The 18,386-nt window shown below is 54.6% G+C and carries 14 protein-coding genes; 6 read left to right on the top strand and 8 right to left on the bottom strand.

Going from position 1 to position 18,386, the window contains the following annotated elements:
• Nucleotides 1-245 precede the first annotated feature (245 nt).
• The 3 genes from CUN67_RS02165 to CUN67_RS02155 all read left to right on the top strand — a co-directional run bounded on the left by CUN67_RS02165 (nucleotide 246) and on the right by CUN67_RS02155 (nucleotide 9,733).
• A complete protein-coding gene (locus CUN67_RS02165; protein WP_208713818.1) occupies nucleotides 246-5,777 on the top strand; it encodes a glutamate synthase-related protein in 5,532 nt (1,843 codons plus the stop codon).
• Between the two features lie 186 nt (nucleotides 5,778-5,963).
• Nucleotides 5,964-7,721, top strand: a complete 1,758-nt coding sequence (locus tag CUN67_RS02160; RefSeq protein ID WP_208713817.1) for a sulfite reductase subunit alpha — start codon at nucleotides 5,964-5,966, stop codon at nucleotides 7,719-7,721.
• A 218-nt stretch (nucleotides 7,722-7,939) separates the two neighbouring features.
• Nucleotides 7,940-9,733: a fibronectin type III domain-containing protein gene (locus CUN67_RS02155; protein WP_208713816.1), complete on the top strand. Its 1,794-nt coding sequence runs from the start codon at nucleotides 7,940-7,942 to the stop codon at nucleotides 9,731-9,733.
• Nucleotides 9,734-9,813: 80 nt separating this feature from the next.
• Here the strand turns inward: CUN67_RS02155 and sspB are convergent, their stop codons facing one another.
• The 5 genes from sspB to zapE form a co-directional block, all read right to left on the bottom strand.
• On the bottom strand, nucleotides 9,814-10,299 hold the full coding sequence (sspB, locus tag CUN67_RS02150) for a ClpXP protease specificity-enhancing factor (RefSeq protein WP_084872135.1): 486 nt from the start codon (nucleotides 10,297-10,299) through the stop codon (nucleotides 9,814-9,816).
• Nucleotides 10,300-10,302: 3 nt separating this feature from the next.
• Nucleotides 10,303-10,944: a stringent starvation protein SspA gene (gene sspA, locus CUN67_RS02145; RefSeq protein WP_021184232.1), complete on the bottom strand. Its 642-nt coding sequence runs from the start codon at nucleotides 10,942-10,944 to the stop codon at nucleotides 10,303-10,305.
• 327 nt (nucleotides 10,945-11,271) lie between these two features.
• Complete coding sequence (rpsI, locus tag CUN67_RS02140; RefSeq protein WP_013507645.1) at nucleotides 11,272-11,664, bottom strand: 30S ribosomal protein S9; 393 nt, start codon at nucleotides 11,662-11,664, stop codon at nucleotides 11,272-11,274.
• Between the two features lie 15 nt (nucleotides 11,665-11,679).
• Nucleotides 11,680-12,108 carry a 50S ribosomal protein L13 gene (rplM, locus tag CUN67_RS02135; RefSeq protein WP_006121722.1) on the bottom strand — a complete coding sequence of 143 codons (429 nt, stop codon included), beginning with the start codon at nucleotides 12,106-12,108 and terminating at the stop codon, nucleotides 11,680-11,682.
• A gap of 235 nt (nucleotides 12,109-12,343) precedes the next feature.
• Complete coding sequence (gene zapE / locus CUN67_RS02130; protein WP_208713815.1) at nucleotides 12,344-13,471, bottom strand: cell division protein ZapE; 1,128 nt, start codon at nucleotides 13,469-13,471, stop codon at nucleotides 12,344-12,346.
• Between the two features lie 184 nt (nucleotides 13,472-13,655).
• Between zapE and zapG the strand changes: the two genes are divergently transcribed.
• The 3 genes from zapG (at nucleotide 13,656) to degS (ending at nucleotide 16,689) form a co-directional block, all read left to right on the top strand.
• Complete coding sequence (gene zapG / locus CUN67_RS02125) at nucleotides 13,656-14,060, top strand: Z-ring associated protein ZapG (RefSeq protein WP_208713814.1); 405 nt, start codon at nucleotides 13,656-13,658, stop codon at nucleotides 14,058-14,060.
• 107 nt (nucleotides 14,061-14,167) lie between these two features.
• On the top strand, nucleotides 14,168-15,541 hold the full coding sequence (gene degQ / locus CUN67_RS02120) for a serine endoprotease DegQ (protein WP_208713813.1): 1,374 nt from the start codon (nucleotides 14,168-14,170) through the stop codon (nucleotides 15,539-15,541).
• An 86-nt stretch (nucleotides 15,542-15,627) separates the two neighbouring features.
• Nucleotides 15,628-16,689, top strand: a complete 1,062-nt coding sequence (degS, locus tag CUN67_RS02115; RefSeq protein ID WP_208713812.1) for an outer membrane-stress sensor serine endopeptidase DegS — start codon at nucleotides 15,628-15,630, stop codon at nucleotides 16,687-16,689.
• Nucleotides 16,690-16,833: 144 nt separating this feature from the next.
• Here the strand turns inward: degS and epmA are convergent, their stop codons facing one another.
• From epmA to CUN67_RS02100, 3 genes are all read right to left on the bottom strand, one after another.
• On the bottom strand, nucleotides 16,834-17,811 hold the full coding sequence (gene epmA / locus CUN67_RS02110; protein ID WP_208713811.1) for an elongation factor P--(R)-beta-lysine ligase: 978 nt from the start codon (nucleotides 17,809-17,811) through the stop codon (nucleotides 16,834-16,836).
• 193 nt (nucleotides 17,812-18,004) lie between these two features.
• Nucleotides 18,005-18,139 carry an entericidin A/B family lipoprotein gene (locus CUN67_RS02105; RefSeq protein ID WP_013507638.1) on the bottom strand — a complete coding sequence of 45 codons (135 nt, stop codon included), beginning with the start codon at nucleotides 18,137-18,139 and terminating at the stop codon, nucleotides 18,005-18,007.
• 102 nt (nucleotides 18,140-18,241) lie between these two features.
• On the bottom strand, nucleotides 18,242-18,373 hold the full coding sequence (locus tag CUN67_RS02100; protein ID WP_013507637.1) for an entericidin A/B family lipoprotein: 132 nt from the start codon (nucleotides 18,371-18,373) through the stop codon (nucleotides 18,242-18,244).
• Nucleotides 18,374-18,386: the final 13 nt, after the last annotated feature.

The raw sequence follows: 18,386 nt of genomic DNA, 5'->3' as shown, positions 1-18,386 counted from the left end.
GCATATCTATGCAGCAAGAAGACTCCCTCTAGATGCAAGTTATCTCCAGTTAAGAGACCCGGATTTAAGAGCAACTCATCAAGGACGTCCATACTATGTCTTGAGAGGAATTGTTCGGTGTTGCGACGCCCGCTCATTGCCGGGCGGGGTAGAAATTGATACAGCGCCTGTGAGCTGACTCAGCAGTGCTCTGTGCTTGAAATAATGCAGGTAATGTCACAGCAGTTTGTTTAAGGAGACCCTCAATGTCCACTCAAAAACCTTATCCCTATGGCTTGTATGATCCAACAGCGGGCAGTGATAGCTGTGGTGTAGGTTTCATTACCCGTAAGGACGGCGAGCAGACTCATGAGATCCTGCAAATGGCGCACAGCGCACTATGCACAGTGCCGCACCGTGGCGGGATGTCGGCAGAAGGCGTGGGCGATGGTGCTGGCGTAAACGTCGACCTTTCTCTGCACTTCTTCCGTAAAGTCACTGGTCAGCCGCTGGAAACTGGCCGCTTTGGCGTAGGCAACTTCTTTGTCCCTAAAGATGCCGAACTGCGCGCCAATGCCGAACGCCTGGTGGAAGAAACCCTGGCAGCCTATAACTTGCCGGTGCTGGTGAAACGCGACATGCCGCTGGACGGCAGCGTAACGCGCCCGGCTGCCCTGCAATTCCAGCTGCCGATTGTGCAGTGGGTGTTTGCTGCTCCGCAGGACATCGCCAGCCAGAACGAATTTGAGCAACGCATTTATCGTGCGTTGCTGGACATTGAAGCGCAGGCCTTTACTGAGAGCGAATTTGGTGGTCTCTACCCCCTGTCGCTTTCCTCGCGCACCCAGGTATTCAAAGCGCGCCTGAACTCCAATGAAGTGATTCCGTACTTTAAAGATTTGACCGACCCGGACCACCATGTTCGCGGTCTGTTTTTCCATACCCGTTTTTCGACCAACACCGACCCGCACACCACCATGGCGCAGCCGTTCCGCCTGATGGCCCATAACGGGGAACTGAACACTGACCGTAAAAACCGCATCGCCGAATCTGCACTGGCGCTGGCGCGTGGTAAAAAGATTGTGCGTCCGAACGGCCAGTCAGACAGCTCACGTCTGGACCAGAGCATCCATAGCCGCCTGATGGAAGACAATCTTGATCTGATCAACGCCGTGGTCTCGATGATGCCGCCAGCCTGGGAGAACGACACGTCGCTCTCAACCGAAGTGCGCGCCATGCTGGAATATTTCTCTCTGTATGAAGAGAAAAACGATGGTCCGGCAGCGCTGATTTTTGGTAACGGCGAAGTGATTGGTGCGCGTCTGGACCGTCTCGGTCTGCGCCCACTGCGTTCCGTCGAGACCGCAGAATATATCGGTGCCATGTCTGAAGCGGGCCAGATTGCCTTCCCGCCAGAAAGCGTCCTGCGCCGTGGCCGTATCGAAGCGGGCGGTATGCTGTATTACGATCACCGTGAAAAACGCTCCTTCACCACCGTTGAAGCGCTGGAAAAACTGGCTGCTGAAAAAGATTACCCAGCCCTGCTGAGTGCGGCCCGTATTGACCTGCAAGATCTGCCGGAGATCCCGGCGGAGAAACTCGGCTCGCCGTTGCGTTATAGTGGTGACCTCAAAACCTATCAGCGTTTTGTCGCCTACTACTACAACCAGGAAAGCTTCAAATTCATGATGGACCCGATGCTGCAAACCGGCGCTGAGAAAATTTCAGCGATGGGTTACGGCAACGCCATCAATGGTTTGTCCGATCATGAAGGCGGCATGGCGCACTACTTCTCACAGCGCTTTGCCCAGGTCACTAACCCGCCGCTCGACTCCATCCGTGAAGCGGACGGTATGACGCTGCGCGTAGCGCTGGGTGCCAAGCCGCATCTGGGCCGCAGCAAAGGTCAGCAGATTGTGGTACCAACCCCGATCCTGACCCACCTTGATATGCTGCGTCTGCGCGAGCAGAAAGTGGCTCCATACCAGCGCTTTGAGATGCTGTATCAGCCGGTAATCGGCAAAGATATCGTCAGCCGTGCGGCCAATGCTGCTGCACTGGAAAAAGCCATTGATGACCTGGCGCAGCAGGTGGTGGATTTCGCTCGCCAGCAGGGTGGTATCGCGGTCCTGACTGACCGCCATATCTCCTCTACCCATGCCGCAATTCCGATGCTGCTGATGGTCTCTGCCATCAACCAGCGTCTGGTGCAGGAAGGTCTGCGTCTCGATGTCTCACTGGTCGTGGAAAGCGGCCAGAGCATCTCTTCACACCATATCGCCGCTACGCTGGGCTTCGGTGCCTCTGCGGTTTATCCGCTGGGCGTGCAGATGCGTGCCGAGGAGAAATTTGGTGAGGGCGAAGAAGGCAACAAAGCCTTTAAACGCTATGCCAAAGCCGCAGAAAAAGCACTGATGAAAACCATGGGTAAAGTGGGTCTGTGTACGGTGGAAAGCTACAGCTGCGGTGAGTTCTTCGAACCGAACTTCCTCGATACCAATGACCCGGTACTGAAAAAATACTTCCCGAATATCAAAACGCCGGTCGGTGGCGCGGGCTTCCCGGCTATCGCCCAGATGGCGGTTGACTGGCATCAAAGCTCGCTGAAAATTCAGGGTGAGGCAGAAGTGCCGTTGCTCGGCCTGTTTAAAGAACGTGCCGAAGGCGCTGGTCACTCTTACGGCACCATCGCCGTGCGTACCTTTATTGATATGACGGAGCAGCCGATTCGCTTTGCTGACAAAGCACGCGAAGAGGATAACTTTATTCGCCTGATGACGCTGGCGAAGCTGGATAATGCCTTCAACATCAAAGCTGAGTCCTTTAAAGACAGCAGCTTCGAACGCATCCCGAACGATGTCATCGATAACTTTGCCATCACGCCGGATTATCGTCAGTTCTCCAGCCTGATGTATGCCGAACGTAAACGTCGTCCGGCGGCACTGCGCGATATCCTTGCGCTGCCATGCGACCTGACCCACGTTGATAGCGAAGCCGAATTTGGCCGCAAGCTGGGTCGCTACTCGCTGGTGAACAATGGCTTCGCGACGCGTGGCCTGCAATGTGAAGCGGTTAACGGCAGCCTGAACCAGTTTACTCTGCGTCTGGTTGACGCCATCGCTGGCCTGAAACCGGAAAGCGAGCGTCTGGCAGCACTGGCGCGTGCGCTGAAAACCCGTTTCTCCGACGAGATCGAAAGCAGCGAAGTGGTGAATGGCGCATTGCACATCACCGCTTACGGTAAAGCCGCTGACTACCTGTCACGCTTGTTTACTGCCCTGCCTTCGCTGCCGCTGGAAGAAATTCAGCCTGCACACGAAATCACCCGTACCTTTGCCTCTGGTGCGATGAGCCACGGTGCGCTGGTGGCACCGGCCCATGAAGCGGTGGCCCACGGCACCAACATGGTCGGCGGCATGAGTAACTGTGGTGAAGGTGGCGAACACTATTCGCGCCACGGCACCATCCGTGCCTCGCGCATCAAACAGCTGGCATCCGGTCGCTTTGGCGTCTGGGCCGCCTACCTTGCCGATCCGATGCTGGAAGAGCTGGAAATTAAAATCGGTCAGGGAGCGAAACCGGGCGAAGGCGGCCAGTTACCGGCACCGAAAGTGACGGTAGAAATCGCGGCCGCCCGTGGCGGTACACCGGGTGTGGAGCTGGTTTCACCACCGCCACATCACGATACCTATTCCATCGAAGACCTGGCGCAGCTGATTCACGACTGTAAAGCAGCACGCGTGCGCGTCATCGTGAAGCTGGTGTCCTCCGAAGGTATCGGCACCATCGCGGTTGGCGTTGCCAAAGCGGGTGCGGATGTCATCAACGTCGCCGGTAACACCGGTGGTACGGGTGCAGCATCCGTTACCAGCCTGAAATACACCGGTCGTGTGGCTGAAATCGGCATCGCGGAAGTCCATCAGGCGCTGTGTGCCAATGGCCTGCGCGATAAAGTTCAGCTGCGTTGCTCCGGCGCACAGCAGACCGGTAGCGACGTGATCAAATCCGCCCTGCTCGGCGGCGACAGCTTCGAGTTTGGTACCACAGCGCTGATGATGCTGAAATGCGTGATGGCGAAAAACTGTAACGTCAAATGCCCGGCCGGTCTGACCACCAATGCCGAAGCCTTTGACGGTGACCCGCGCCAGCTGGCGCAGTACTTCATCAACGTGGCACAGGAAGTGCGTGAGTTCCTCGCACGCCTGGGTCTGCGCTCACTGCGTGAAGCACGTGGCCGTTCTGACCTGCTGCACCTGATGGATCATCCGCTGGAAGTGGGCAAGCTGGACCTGCGCGCCATGCTGACCGTGGTGCCAGAGCAGAAGATCGCCAAGCCGGTCTACCTGGAAAAAGATTTCACCCTGGATGATGGCTGGGTGGCAGAACTGCAAGACCAGCTGGTTGCCAAAGGTAGCCGTGCTATCGAACTGGGCGCAGGCATCACCCTCAACAACCGTAACAAGAGCGTGGGCGGCCAGCTGGCGATCGATATCGAGCGCATGCTGAACCATGAACTGTCAGCGCAACAATTAGCAGCCATCCCGGCGGTGTTCAAAGATGACCGTGGTCGTCATTATCTGGCACCGGCCACGGTACAGATCCATACCTCCGGTTCTGCCGGTCAGTCATTTGGTGCCTTCTGCAACGATGGTATGCAGATGAAGCACTACGGCACCTGTAACGACGGCGTCGGTAAAGGCCAGTGCGGCGGCGAACTGGTGGTGATGTCACCGGGCGGCGGCGCACAGGACAGCGACGGCAACGTGCTGATCGGTAACTTCGCGCTGTTTGGTGCCACCGGTGGCCGACTGTTTGTACAGGGCCAGGCGGGCGACCGCTTCGCGGTACGTAACTCAGGCGCTACCGCCGTGGTTGAAGGCGTCGGTGACTTCTGCTGTGAATACATGACCAACGGTGCCATTCTCAACCTCGGTACCTTCGGTAAAGGCTTTGGCAACGGCATGAGCGGCGGCTTTGCTTATCAGTACGACCCGTATGGTTCGCTGGCCGCGCACGCCGCCGGAGACTCCGTGTTGTTTGGCTCCATCGCCGATGAAGACGAAATGGCGAAAGTGCACAAACAAGCGGTGCTGACCATGCTGAACTGGCATCTGGAAGCGACCAACTCGCCGCGTGCCGCATGGCTGCTGGCGAACTGGGAAACCGAGTGTCACCACTTCGTCTACGTCATGCCACGTTCACTGTTGCTCTATCAGGATGGCGGTGAGATTCTGAAGGCGAAGTCACGTAAGGATTTGCTGGAAGAACTGTCAACGTCGCTGGCGGCGCATCAGGTGGCGAAATTTAAAGCGGCCTGGCGTGCCGGTAAAACCATCGCCAATGGTGCGGTTCCGGCTTATGGTGCCACTGATACGCTGGAAATGTTCGTGTTGCTGAACAACTACACCGTGCTGAGCTTTGCGCAGCAGCTGGCTCTGAGCAAGCTGCCCAAAGGGACATCGGTGGAAGATCCGGCCGTTGAGAAGGCGGTGCGTAACCTGCTGATGACAGAAGATTTCTCTCTGGTAAGCAAGCTGCAACGTCATGCGCGTTCCGCTATCGAGAACTACAACGATGACGAACTGGCAAGCCTGATCGCCTCCAAACGAATGTCGGATTACAAAGCGGCGCTGACGCAACGTAACATCCGCTCAATGGATAGCCTGGCGACCTATGGCTGGATCATCTATCAGGACGCGCGCAACCGTGATGTGCTGGGTCATCTGCCTGATTTTGAAGAGCTGTTTGCCCGTGCGGCATTGCCGGAAATTGCCGCAGCTGTCGGAAAATTATCCTGATAGCTGTACTAACAATTTGTGAATAATCGACTGAATATATACCCTAAATAATTCAGGTTGCAGGAAGGCGGCAAGAAAGTGAATCCCCGGGAGCTTACATAAGTAAGTGACTGGGGTGAACGAGCGCAGCCAACGCACCTGCAACTTGAAATATGACGGGGATAACGGGATTGAGTAAAAGTACCCATGAAGATTCCTTACATTCCTGAAGATGCACCTTTCAATGGTGATCAAAAATACTGGCTGGCGGGTTTTCTCGCCGGTCTCCACTCGCGCCTGTTGGTGTTAGAGGACAAGCAGCAGACCGCACCGGCTGCGGGCGCGGCGACCACGACCCAGCTTCATATCCTGTTCGGTTCGCAGACCGGCAACGCCGAAGCGCTGGCCCAGACGGCAGCGAAAGCGGCACGCGCCAAAGGCCTGGTGCCGGTAGTGCAGGCGCTGGGTGAAGTGGACATTGATGTCTTCGCGACCATGCGTCATGTGTTGATCGTCACTTCTACCTATGGTGAAGGCGAAATGCCGGACAACGCACAGCTGTTCTGGCAGGCCATTTCTGCCAGCACTGCGCCACGCATGGAGCAGATGCACTTCGCCGTACTGGCGATTGGTGATACCGGTTATGACGGCTTCTGCCAGGCCGGTAAATTTATCGATATGCGCCTGGAGCAACTGGGTGCTAAACGCGTCGTTGACCGTATCGACTGCGACATTGATTACGAAGAGCCATCCAGCGCATGGCTTGGCAGCACCATGCCACAGTTTGCCGCCAGTGCCGGCAGCAGCGGCACCGTGCTGGAGAGCGCGCCGGAAGCACCGGTTATTCCGGGTAGCAACAAGCAGAACCCGTATGCCGCTGCGCTGGTGACCAATAAACGCCTTTCTGGCGAACAGTCGGGCAAAGATATCCGTCACTTTGAGTTTGATCTGACGGACAGCGGACTAAAGTACGAAGCGGGCGATGCACTGGGTGTGATCCCAGTCAATGACCCTGCGCTGGTGACGCTGCTGCTGACCCAGCTGAACGCTGATTATGAAACGCCGGTGCCGGGCTTTGACCGTAACCTCGGCGATTTGCTGACGTACCAGTTCGAAATCTCCGAGCCGTCACGCAAACTGATTGAGTGGGTAGGCCAGAACACCACTAACCAGGAATTGCGTCATGTATTGCAGCACGACGACAAAGATACCCTCGGCGTGTGGCTGTGGGGCAAAGACACGCTGGATCTGCTGCAACTGGAGCTGACGCGTAGCCTGTCAGTGCCGGAATTTGTTGCGATGCTGCGTCCGCTGCAACACCGTGCTTACTCCATCTCATCCAGCTCGAAAGCGCACCCGAATCAGGTACATCTCACCATCGCCTCTGTGCGTTATCACAGTGGTGGCCGCGCCCGTAACGGTGTTTGCTCCACCTACCTGGCTGAACGTGTGCGTCGCGGCGAGAAACCGGCAATCTTTATTTCGCCAAATAAAGCCTTCCGCGTGCCCGCTAACAACAAGGCACCGCTGATCATGGTCGGTCCTGGGACCGGTATCGCACCGTTCCGCGCCTTCCTGCAGGAGCGTAAAGTCAGCGGAGCTGAAGGCAAAAACTGGTTGTTCTTTGGTGACCAGCATCAGGAACACGATTACATCTACCAGGATGAGCTGAATGAGTGGCAGCAAAGCGGCCTGCTGACGCACCTGGATCTGGCGTTCTCACGCGATCAGGAAGAGAAGATTTACGTGCAGAACCGTATGCTGGAGAAAGGCGCTGAGCTGTACGCCTGGCTGCAGGAAGGGGCTTATTTCTACGTGTGTGGCGATGCATCGCGCATGGCGAAAGATGTCGACTCCGCACTGTACGAAGTGGTACGCCAGTTCGGTGGCTTGTCCAGCGAGCGTGCCGCTGCCTATATCGACCAATTGAAGAAAGACAAACGCTATCTGCGTGACGTCTACTAAGACCTCGATATAAAACGGTTCGTGTCATCGAATGCCAGTCAGTGAATGCTGACTGGCATTTTTCTTTGGCGTTAAGAAAATTCTTCCTCTCACCAGCCATACCGCCAATCAGAAAAAGACGCTTCGTTTTTATTCAGGGATAGACCCTAAATAGCCACCCCTGCTTTTTAAATACACTACGGGAGATAATTTCGCTTATTTAAAGGGTTTTATTCTTCATGAAGAAAAGTTTTAAACAACAATGTCTGGCCGCCGCTGTTTTAGTGGGCATGGGTTTAACCAGCCAGGCGGGCTTTGCTGCGGATGGCGCATCATTGATGCCGGACATCAGCCAAAAACCGATTCTGATCGGATTCTGGCACAACTGGGCCAGTAAATCAGACGGTTATCAACAAGGCACCGCACCTTATATTAAATTATCAGAGGTCCCGGCAGAATATGACGTCGTGACAGTCGCGTTTATGACCGATAACGGTATCCCGACTTTCCAACCTTATAACATGACGGACGAAGCGTTCCGTAAAGAAGTCGACACGCTGAATGCACGCGGTCAGGCGGTAATGCTGTCACTCGGGGGAGCCGATGCGCGTGATATCGCCCTGAAACCGGGTGATGGGCAGAAGTTTGCCGCCGAAATTATTCGACTGATCGATCTTTATGGTATCGACGGTATCGATATTGATTTGGAAGGTCACTCAATTACTGCGGCTTCCAATCAGACAGAAATTCCTGCTGCATTGAAAATCGTTAAAAATCAGTATCCCAAATTTATTATCAGTATGGCCCCTGAATTCCCCTACCTGGCAACATACGGTGCTTATGGACCGATCATTAAGTCATTAGAGGGTTATTATGATTTTATCGCCCCACAATATTATAACCAGGCGGGCGATGGAATCTGGGCATCGGATATTCCCGGCGGTTCGGTGACTCAGGGGGATGAATCACGTAAAGCAGATTTCCTGTATTATCTGACTGACTCACTGATCCACGGCACACGCGGATTTATTCAGATCCCAGCGAATAAACTGGCAATTGGCCTGCCGAGCAACCCGGATGCAGCCGCTAACGGTTATGCACGTAACGAAGCCGATGTCCGCGCTGCCTGGCAAAAACTGAATGCGCAGGGCACGCCAATTAAAGGACTGATGACCTGGTCAATTAACTGGGATGCGGGCACCAGTGCCAATGGCAATCCCTATGGTAACGAGTTTGTGCGACGTTATGCCGGACTGGTACATGAAAATACCCTTCCTGATATTGATCATGAAGCGCCAGGCCAGCCAGGTAATCCAACCGCTCATGAGGTTGCGGCCAATAAGATCACCCTTTCCTGGACAGCCTCCACGGATAACCAGGGTGTGAGCCAGTATCAGGTTTGGCGTGATGACATAAATATCGCCTCAACACCTATCCCTTCCTATGTGGATAATAATGTTAAGCCAGAGACAAGGTACGACTATTTCGTCACTGCCCAGGATAAGCAGGGCAATGTTTCATTACCCAGCCAGACCACCTCAGTAACCACGCCGGGTATTGGCTGCGAAGATTGTACTCCCGCCGCGCCTCAGGGATTAAAAGCGGAAGCTATCACTAAAGACAGTGCGACGCTGAGCTGGGAAGCCGTGAGTAATGTGGCGATCAAACACTACGTTATTTATCGTAACGGCGTGCAGATTAAAGAAACGACGCAGACGCGTCTCACTGATAGCGGATTATCTGCCGCAACAAAATATCAGTATCAGGTTGCTGCTGTCAGCGTGACCAACAGTGTTTCTGACAAGAGCCAAACGCTGGAAGTGACGACACTGGCCGGTGACTCGATCCCATCTGAGTATCCCGCTTATAAAGAAGGCACCAACTACCAGGCTGGCGATGTGGTGTCCAATAAAGGCGGTCTTTATCAGTGTAAACCCTGGCCATATACCAGTTGGTGTGGCGGTGTAGCATGGGCTTACGAGCCTGATGCAGGCCAGCATTGGTCACAGGCCTGGGAGCCTTATAAAGGCTAATCTTCAGGTCGCATAAAAAAAATCCGGAAACGCACTGTTCCCGGATTTTTTTCATTGTGACCTCATCGGCCAGCTGGCGTTTATTTCACTACGCGCAGCGAAGGACGCCCACCACGCGGCGGCGGCTCATCATCTGGCGGAGTTTCATCGTCAGCGGAGTCATCGGGACGATCGCCATCAATCACCGACATCATGGTTTCTTCCTGGCCTTCCAGCTCGTCCTGGGCTGCCAGCTCATAAGCTGGTTCCGGTTCGAACATGGTGCCGGCACCGTTCTCACGAGCATAAATAGCCAGAATCGCCGCCATCGGTACTGAAACCTGACGCGGCACCCCACCGAAGCGTGCGTTGAACTCAACACGCTCGTTACCCAGTTCAAGGTTGCCGACGGCACGCGGTGCAATGTTCAGCACAATCTGACCATCACGCGCATATTCCAGCGGAACCTGTACACCAGGCAGATTGATGTCGACCACCAGATGCGGCGTCAGCTGGTTATCAAGTAACCAGTCATAAAACGCACGCAACAGATAAGGGCGACGGGCCGTTAATTGCGACATTTCCATAGGTTAGCCCCGGGCTTGAAGGCGCATTTCACGTTCTGCTTCAGTCAGTGAAGCGAGGAAAGAGTCACGCTCAAATACGCGGGTCATGTAGCCTTTCAGCTCTTTCGATCCGGCTCCGGCCAGCTCAACACCCATAGACGGCAAACGCCACAGCAGCGGTGCCAGATAGCAATCAACCAGGCTGAACTCTTCGCTCATAAAGAACGGCGTGCGTGAGAACAGCGGAGCAATTGCCAGCAGCTCTTCACGCAGTTGTTTACGCGCGGCATCGGCTTCTGCACCGGTGCGGGTTTCAATGATGCGCATCAGGCTATACCAGTCCTGCTCAATACGGTGCATCATCAGACGGCTTTCGCCACGAGCAACCGGATAGACAGGCATCAGCGGCGGATGCGGGAAACGCTCATCAAGATATTCCATGATGATGCGGGATTCATACAGCGTCAGTTCACGATCTACCAGCGTTGGCACTGTGCGGTACGGGTTGAGGTCAATCAGATCCTGCGGCAGGTTATCCGTTTCAACCTGCTCGATCTCCACGCTGACGCCCTTCTCAGCCAGTACAATACGTACCTGATGGCTGAAAATGTCAGTCGGACCAGAAAACAGCGTCATTACCGAACGTTTGTTGGCAGCGACAGCCATGAAAACCTCCAAGTTTGTTCACAAAAAATTACTGCGAATAGCCAACCACACGGCGACTCACCTGCTTATCAGATTCGCACACAGCCAGCGTTTGCGGCATTTTTCGCCCATCCTGGCGGAAATAGCACGCAATACGCTCCGGCTCGCGGGCGCAAAGTGACAGTCAGTTTACCAGATTTTAAGCAGCTTGTGGGGCGAGGAAAGTGATTTGCAGGCAAAATGCGGGTAAAGCTCGCGTTTTTGTGGCAACAATCCCTATCCAGCAAAAGCAAAAAACCCGCCGAAGCGGGTTTTTTGTGCCAACTGTGACTGCCGAAGCAGCAACAATTAACGTTTGGAGAACTGCGGACGACGGCGTGCTTTACGCAGACCGACTTTCTTACGTTCAACCTGACGTGCATCACGGGTAACGAAGCCCGCTTTACGCAGTTCAGAACGCAGAGACTCGTCGTACTCCATCAGAGCGCGGGTGATACCATGACGGATCGCGCCGGCCTGACCAGAGATACCACCACCTTTAACGGTGATGTACAGGTCCAGTTTACCAACCAGATCAACCAGCTCCAGCGGCTGACGCACGACCATGCGTGCAGTCTCGCGACCGAAGTACTGCTCCAGAGAGCGCTGGTTAATTACGATGTTACCGCTACCCGGCTTGATAAAGACGCGAGCGGATGAGCTTTTGCGGCGACCAGTGCCGTAGTTTTGAGTTTCAGCCATTGCCTGTAATCCCGATTAAATGTCAAGAACTTGCGGTTGCTGCGCCGCATGGTTGTGCTCGTTACCTGCGTAAACTTTCAGTTTACGGTACATAGCACGACCCAGCGGGCCTTTCGGCAGCATGCCTTTAACCGCGATTTCAATCACACGCTCAGGACGGCGGGCAATCATCTCTTCGAAGGTCGCCTGCTTGATACCACCGATGTGACCAGTGTGGTGATAGTAAATCTTGTCGCTACGCTTGTTGCCAGTTACAGCAACTTTTTCTGCGTTCAGAACGATGATGTAATCACCGGTATCAACGTGCGGAGTGTATTCCGCTTTGTGCTTACCACGCAGACGGCGCGCCAGTTCAGTCGCCAGGCGACCAAGGGTTTTGCCAGTTGCGTCAACAACATACCAGTCACGTTGGACGGTTTCTGGTTTAGCTGTAAAAGTTTTCATTGAAAAGCTTACCCAAATAAAGTTACACGTTGGTGAAATCCCAAACGCTAAGTTAACGATTGAGGCTCACACGACCATTTCGCCCAGCAAGCCCACCCCCTCAGGTAGAGTTACCGGATCACAAAGGTTCCTGGGAAGAAAAACCTTTGCCGTAACGTGGGGTCGCAAGATTATAGAGAAGTCGCCCGTAAAGATCGAACTTTTTTACGCCCCCACGTTAGTTTTTTGCGCCGAATCAGGGCAGATGCGGTAAACGCAGATACTCCTCGCTCTGCATCTCCTGCAGGCGCGACAGGCAGCGTTGATATTCAAACTTCAGACGCGAACCCTGATAAATCTCAAACAACGACGTCTCAGCAGCCACCACCAGTTTCACATGGCGTTCGTAGAATTCATCCACCAGCGCGAGGAAGCGGCGCGCCTGATCTTCCGTCTTGTAAATCATCACCGGCACATCATACAACAGCACGCTGTGGAAACGACGTGACAGCTCAATATAGTCATGCTGGCTGCGCCCTTCGCCGCACAGCGTCAGAAAATCTATCGCCAGCACGCCGTCCTGCACGCCCAGCGTCGGCATATTGCGATGGTTAATTTCCAGCACCGGTGCCTCATGGCGGGCTTTACCGGATAAGGCGCGGAACATGCGCTCCATTTCCGCATGCGTGGCGTCATTGAGCGGGAAGCTCCACAAGTGCGCCGACGTCAGGGTACGCAGACGGTAATCAATACCCGCATCCACATTCATCACATCGCAATGACGCTTAATCTGCTCGATGGCGGGCAAAAAGCGCGCGCGTTGCAAACCGTTGCGGTAGAGGTCATCCGGCGGGATGTTTGAGGTCGCCACCAGCGTAATGCCGCGATCAAACAGCGCCTCCATCAGCGTACCAAGCAACATGGCATCGGTGATATCGGAGACAAAAAACTCATCGAAACAGAGAATATCGGTTTCGGCTTTAAAGCGGTCCGCAACGATTAACAACGGGTCACTGTGCCCCTGCAGTTGCGTCAGTTCTTCGTGGACACGCAGCATAAAGCGGTGAAAATGCAGGCGTAATTTACGCTCGCCAGGAATAGACTGAAAAAACAGGTCCATCACCCAGGTTTTTCCACGCCCCACGCCACCCCACATATACAGGCCACGCACCGGCGCTTCTTTACTGCTTTTCTCTTTATTCATCAGCTTAGAAAGACGGCCAAATAAGCCTTTGCTGGCTGGGGCCGTTGCTGGCTGACGCGCTATCAGCCCTTGCTGAATAGCATCTAAGCGGGTGATGGCTTCCCGTTGTACGTCATCCGGGCGAAATTCGCCCTGCGACAGCGCTTGCTCATAGCGCGCAAGCGGAGATGAGGTTTGCATTGTTCTCTCAGAGTCCCTGAAAAAGTCCGATTCACATGTCGGTTGTCGAAAATTAGGCCGCTCTACACTAAGCGATGCCGCTCCAGAGTTCCACTTCCAATAGATTAACGGGTATAGTGGCTACTATTGAAGTTGAAACAGAAGCAATGCCCTACGAAGCAACGGAAATTACACGGGAGTCATTATGACCTGGGAATACGGGCTGATTGGTTTAGTGATTGGCATTATTGTCGGCGCAGTCGCTGTGCGTTTTGGCAACAAAAAACTGCGCGAACAGCGCACCATGCAGTACGAACTGGAGAAATCCAAAGCTGAGCTGGCGGATTATCGCGAAGAACTCACCAACCACTTTGCGCGCAGTGCAGAATTGCTGGATAACATGGCGCGTGATTACCGCCAGCTTTATCAGCATATGGCGAAAGGTTCTAACGACCTGCTGCCGAATCTGCCGGGCGAGAAAAATCCGTTTGCCTACCAGCTGACGGAAGCGGAAGCGGATAACGATCAGGCGCCGGTGCAAATCCCGCGCGACTATTCTGATGGCGCATCCGGCCTGTTACGTGGCGGCGACCGCGCACCGCGTAATTAATCTTTTTGGGGCACAGCGACGCTGTGCCCTTTTTGTTTATCGAACCCTTACCCCAAACAGCTGTCACACTTTTTTAATCCCCTTTTCGCAGCGAGAGCCTTGTAGCAATGAAAAAACAAGCACGACTGTTAAGCGCATTAGCCTTGAGCATTGGGATGAGTTTGGCCGCCGCGCCGAACGCACTGGCGACTCTCCCGGCGCAAATCCAGGGGCAGGCACTGCCGAGCCTGGCACCGATGCTGGAAAAAGTGTTACCTGCCGTGGTCAGCGTGCATGTGGAAGGCACCGAAACCGCTGCACAAGGACAGGATTTACCTGAGCCACTGAAACGCTTTTTTGGCCAGATGCCGGGACAAAACCAGCAACCTCAGCCGTTTGAAGGGCTTGGCTCCGGCGTCATTATTGATGCCGCTAAAGGCTATGTGCTGACCAACAATCATGTGGTGAATGGCGCGGACAAAATCAGCGTTCAGCTGAGCGATGGCAACGAGTATGACGCCAAACTGATTGGCCATGATGAGCAGACCGATATCGCGCTGATTCAGATCGAAGGAGCGAAAAACCTGACCCAGGTGAAAATCGCCGATTCCGATACCCTCAGAGTGGGCGACTTCGCCGTCGCCATTGGTAACCCATTTGGCCTCGGCCAGACTGCCACCTCCGGCATTATCTCGGCGCTGGGCCGCAGCGGCCTCAATCTCGAAGGTCTGGAAAACTTTATCCAGACTGATGCCGCCATTAACCGTGGCAACTCCGGTGGCGCGCTGGTCAATCTCAATGGCGAGCTGATCGGCATCAATACCGCGATTCTGGCCTCCAGCGGCGGCAATATCGGCATTGGCTTTGCGATCCCGAGCAATATGGCGATGAATCTGGCGCAGCAGCTGATTCAATTTGGCGAAGTACGACGTGGGCAGTTGGGCATCAAAGGGACAGAAATGACCGCCGATATGGCGAAGGCATTTAATGTCGATGCGCAGCGTGGTGCCTTCGTTTCTGAAGTGCTGCCGAAATCCGCAGCCGAAAAAGCGGGCATTAAAGCCGGTGATATCATCACTTCTGTGAATGATAAAGCCATCACCAGCTTTGCCGAACTGCGCGTGAAAATCGGCACCACTCCGCCGGGCCAGCAGGTGAAACTGGGTCTGTTGCGCGATGGCAAACCGATCACCGTGAACGTCACGCTGGATCAAAGTGCGCAAACCACCGCCAGTGCGCAGTTGCTGTCACCGGCATTGCAGGGTGCAACCCTGAGCGATGGCACGACCAAAGCGGGCGATAAAGGGGTGAAAGTCGATACCATCGAGAAAGGTACCCCGGCTGAACAGGTGGGGCTGCAGAAAGATGATGTGATCGTCGGCGTGAACCGCAACCGGGTTGAAAGCCTGGCGGAAATGCGCAAAGTGCTGGATACAAAACCGCCGGTGCTGGCACTGAATGTGATGCGTGGCGAAGACAGCATTTACCTGCTCTTACGATAATCATCACAACTGGCGGACAAGCAGGTGTTTGTCCGCCTTTCTCATGCTATCCTGCCCTGCGATCTTATCCGGCTTAAACTAACACCATGTTTCTTAAACTTTTGCGTTCTGTGGTGATGGGCCTGATCGTTGCGGGCATTTTGCTGGCAGCGATCCCAACACTCCGCATGGGCACCAGTGCCCTGATTGCACATGACGACAGCAATGATGAGGCACCCTTCAGCTTTAATCCGGGTGTGCGTCGTGCTGTGCCTGCGGTCGTCAACGTCTATAACCGTAGCGCGAATGGTAATAACAATCGCGGCATTACCACGCTGGGTTCCGGCGTGATCATGAACGGCAAAGGCTACATCCTTACCAACAAACATGTCATCAATAATGCCGACCAGATTATCGTCGCATTGCAGGATGGCCGTTTCTTTGAAGCGACGCTGGTCGGTTCCGACGCCATGACCGATCTGGCCGTACTGAAAATCAGCGCATCGAATCTGCCGGTGATTCCGATCAACCCTAAACGCGTACCGCATATCGGCGATGTGGTGATGGCCATCGGTAACCCTTACAACCTCGGCCAGACGGTTACCCAGGGCATTATCAGCGCCACGGGTCGCGTCGGTCTTAGCTCCTCTGGTCGTCAGAACTTCCTGCAAACCGATGCTTCTATCAACCAGGGCAACTCCGGTGGCGCACTGATTAACTCGCTGGGCGAGCTGATGGGCATCAATACCCTGACATTTGATAAAAGTAACGATGGCGAGACGCCAGAAGGGATTGGCTTTGCCATTCCTACCGTACTGGCAACCAAAATCATGGATAAACTGATTCGTGATGGCCGGGTGATCCGCGGTTATATCGGCATCACCGGACGTGAAATGCCACCGCTACACGGCCAGGGCAGCACCCTCGATCGTGTGCAGGGCATTATTGTCAGCGAAGTCACGCCAGGCGGCCCCGCCGACCATGCCGGGATTCAGGCCAACGATGTACTGCTGAGCGTCAATGGCAAACCCGCCGTTTCCGCGCAGGAGACCATGGATCAGGTCGCCGAGATCCGCCCCGGCTCGGTGATTGATGTGCAGATTTTGCGTAATGAGCAAAAAATGAAACTGCCAGTGACGATCGAAGAGTTCCCGCAGAGCGGAAACTGACCGGGCAGAACCCCCGTCTCATCCCCTAAATAATTCACGCTACAGGAAGGCGGCAAGGGTGAGAATCCCCAGGAGCTTACTCAGGTAAGTGACTGGGGTGAGCACACGTAGCCAACGCACCTGTAGCGTGAAGTATGACGGGGATTAGCTGCGATCAACCGGGAAAGCGATAACTTCACTCAATGAGTCGGCCTTCAGCGCCAGCATAATCAGACGATCCACGCCCAGCGCCACGCCAGAACAGGCAGGCATACCGTGCGCCAGTGCATCCAGCAGGTTGGTGTCGATTGGGTGCTGCGGCAGGCCACGGGCCGCACGGCGGCGGTTGTCCTGCTCAAAGCGCTGACGTTGCTCGCGACTGTCGGTTAACTCACGGAAACCGTTCGCCAGCTCTACCCCTTTGTAATACACCTCGAAACGCTCCGCGACGCGGTGATCTTCGGTGCTGATCTCAGCCAATGCCGCCTGGCTGGCCGGGAAATGGTAGACAAACGTTGGCTTATCGATACCAATTTTCGGCTCTACGCCCAGCATAAACAGCAGCTGCAACAGCGTGTCGCGATCCTCTTCATCACGTGCCAGTTCACCATCACCGAGCTTCTCGGCCGCTTCACGCAGCTGTGCTTTATCCGCGGATAACGGATCCAGCTCCAGATGACGAATAAATGCCTGCTGGTATGACAGGGACTCTGCGCTATCGCACTCCAGTACCTGTTGCAGCAAATCATCGACTTCATTCATCAGGCGATACATGTCGTAGTGCGGGCGATACCACTCCAGCATGGTGAATTCAGGGTTATGGTGACGTCCGGCTTCCTCATTACGGAAGCAGCGCCCCATCTGGTAAATCGGGCCGCTACCCGCCGCCAGCAGGCGCTTCATATGGTATTCCGGGCTGGTCATCAGCCAGAGATCACGACCTTCGCTGGCACCCGGGCCAACAAAACGCGTCTGGAAAGGCACCAGATGGATATCAGTAATGGTCGCCTGGCTCATCGCCGGGGTATCGACCTCCAGCACGCCGCGATCGGCAAAGAAACGTCGGATTTCCGCCATGATAGCGGCACGTTTCAACAAATTGGCAATGGGTGCGCTCGGCTGCCAGCTTGCCGTTTCGCTCATGTTGATGACTCCTTATACAGATAAGGGGTGGAAGTCTACCCGTAATGGCGAGGGCAAACAACGCCGTAGCGCTTACCGGTCACGAGAACTTTCCATATCACCACAGGGTCAGGAGGTTTAAAAGGGAGGAGAAGGCATTTGAGACAAAGGGATGGAAAGCCGGTACGAAAGCGTGTTCCGCACCGGTAAAACCTTACTGTGCGGTGCGCTGAATCGCCTTGCCGCCCGCTTCTACATCTTCCCCTACACCACGGGTGGTGTTGCAGGCAGAAAGCAGGGAGGAAAGTACCAGTACCGAGAAAATCGCGACAATACTTTTCTTTAACATAACAATATCCTTTTTGATTGCAGTAAAAGTACAGCTTTTAAAGCATAGTCCTTATACGCAACGCTGCGGTGTCAACCACGGAAAAAGGTATTGTTCTGGCGATTACTTAGCAGCCCGTGAGATAGCGCCACCCAAATGGGAGACATCTTCACCAAAGCCGTGAAAGGTGTTGCAGGCACTTAATGCCGAGGAGACCAGCAACGCAAAGGCGACGAATTTAGCCAGCTTTTTCATTATTCTGAACTCA

This window comes from Pantoea cypripedii, assembly GCF_011395035.1.
Classification (GTDB): domain Bacteria; phylum Pseudomonadota; class Gammaproteobacteria; order Enterobacterales; family Enterobacteriaceae; genus Pantoea; species Pantoea cypripedii_A.
The sequence above is the reverse complement of the archived record's forward strand: the minus strand, read 5'-3'. Positions and strand labels throughout refer to the sequence as shown.

Coding starts and splice junctions, on each gene's coding strand:
- sspA (WP_021184232.1), bottom strand. CDS start 10,944: ATGGCTGTCGCTGCCAACAAACGTTCGGTAATGACGCTGTTTTCTGGT.
- degQ (WP_208713813.1), top strand. CDS start 14,168: ATGAAAAAACAAGCACGACTGTTAAGCGCATTAGCCTTGAGCATTGGG.
- CUN67_RS02105 (WP_013507638.1), bottom strand. CDS start 18,139: ATGTTAAAGAAAAGTATTGTCGCGATTTTCTCGGTACTGGTACTTTCC.
- zapG (WP_208713814.1), top strand. CDS start 13,656: ATGACCTGGGAATACGGGCTGATTGGTTTAGTGATTGGCATTATTGTC.
- CUN67_RS02165 (WP_208713818.1), top strand. CDS start 246: ATGTCCACTCAAAAACCTTATCCCTATGGCTTGTATGATCCAACAGCG.
- sspB (WP_084872135.1), bottom strand. CDS start 10,299: ATGGAAATGTCGCAATTAACGGCCCGTCGCCCTTATCTGTTGCGTGCG.
- rpsI (WP_013507645.1), bottom strand. CDS start 11,664: ATGGCTGAAACTCAAAACTACGGCACTGGTCGCCGCAAAAGCTCATCC.
- CUN67_RS02155 (WP_208713816.1), top strand. CDS start 7,940: ATGAAGAAAAGTTTTAAACAACAATGTCTGGCCGCCGCTGTTTTAGTG.
- CUN67_RS02100 (WP_013507637.1), bottom strand. CDS start 18,373: ATGAAAAAGCTGGCTAAATTCGTCGCCTTTGCGTTGCTGGTCTCCTCG.
- degS (WP_208713812.1), top strand. CDS start 15,628: ATGTTTCTTAAACTTTTGCGTTCTGTGGTGATGGGCCTGATCGTTGCG.
- epmA (WP_208713811.1), bottom strand. CDS start 17,811: ATGAGCGAAACGGCAAGCTGGCAGCCGAGCGCACCCATTGCCAATTTG.
- CUN67_RS02160 (WP_208713817.1), top strand. CDS start 5,964: ATGAAGATTCCTTACATTCCTGAAGATGCACCTTTCAATGGTGATCAA.
- zapE (WP_208713815.1), bottom strand. CDS start 13,471: ATGCAAACCTCATCTCCGCTTGCGCGCTATGAGCAAGCGCTGTCGCAG.
- rplM (WP_006121722.1), bottom strand. CDS start 12,108: ATGAAAACTTTTACAGCTAAACCAGAAACCGTCCAACGTGACTGGTAT.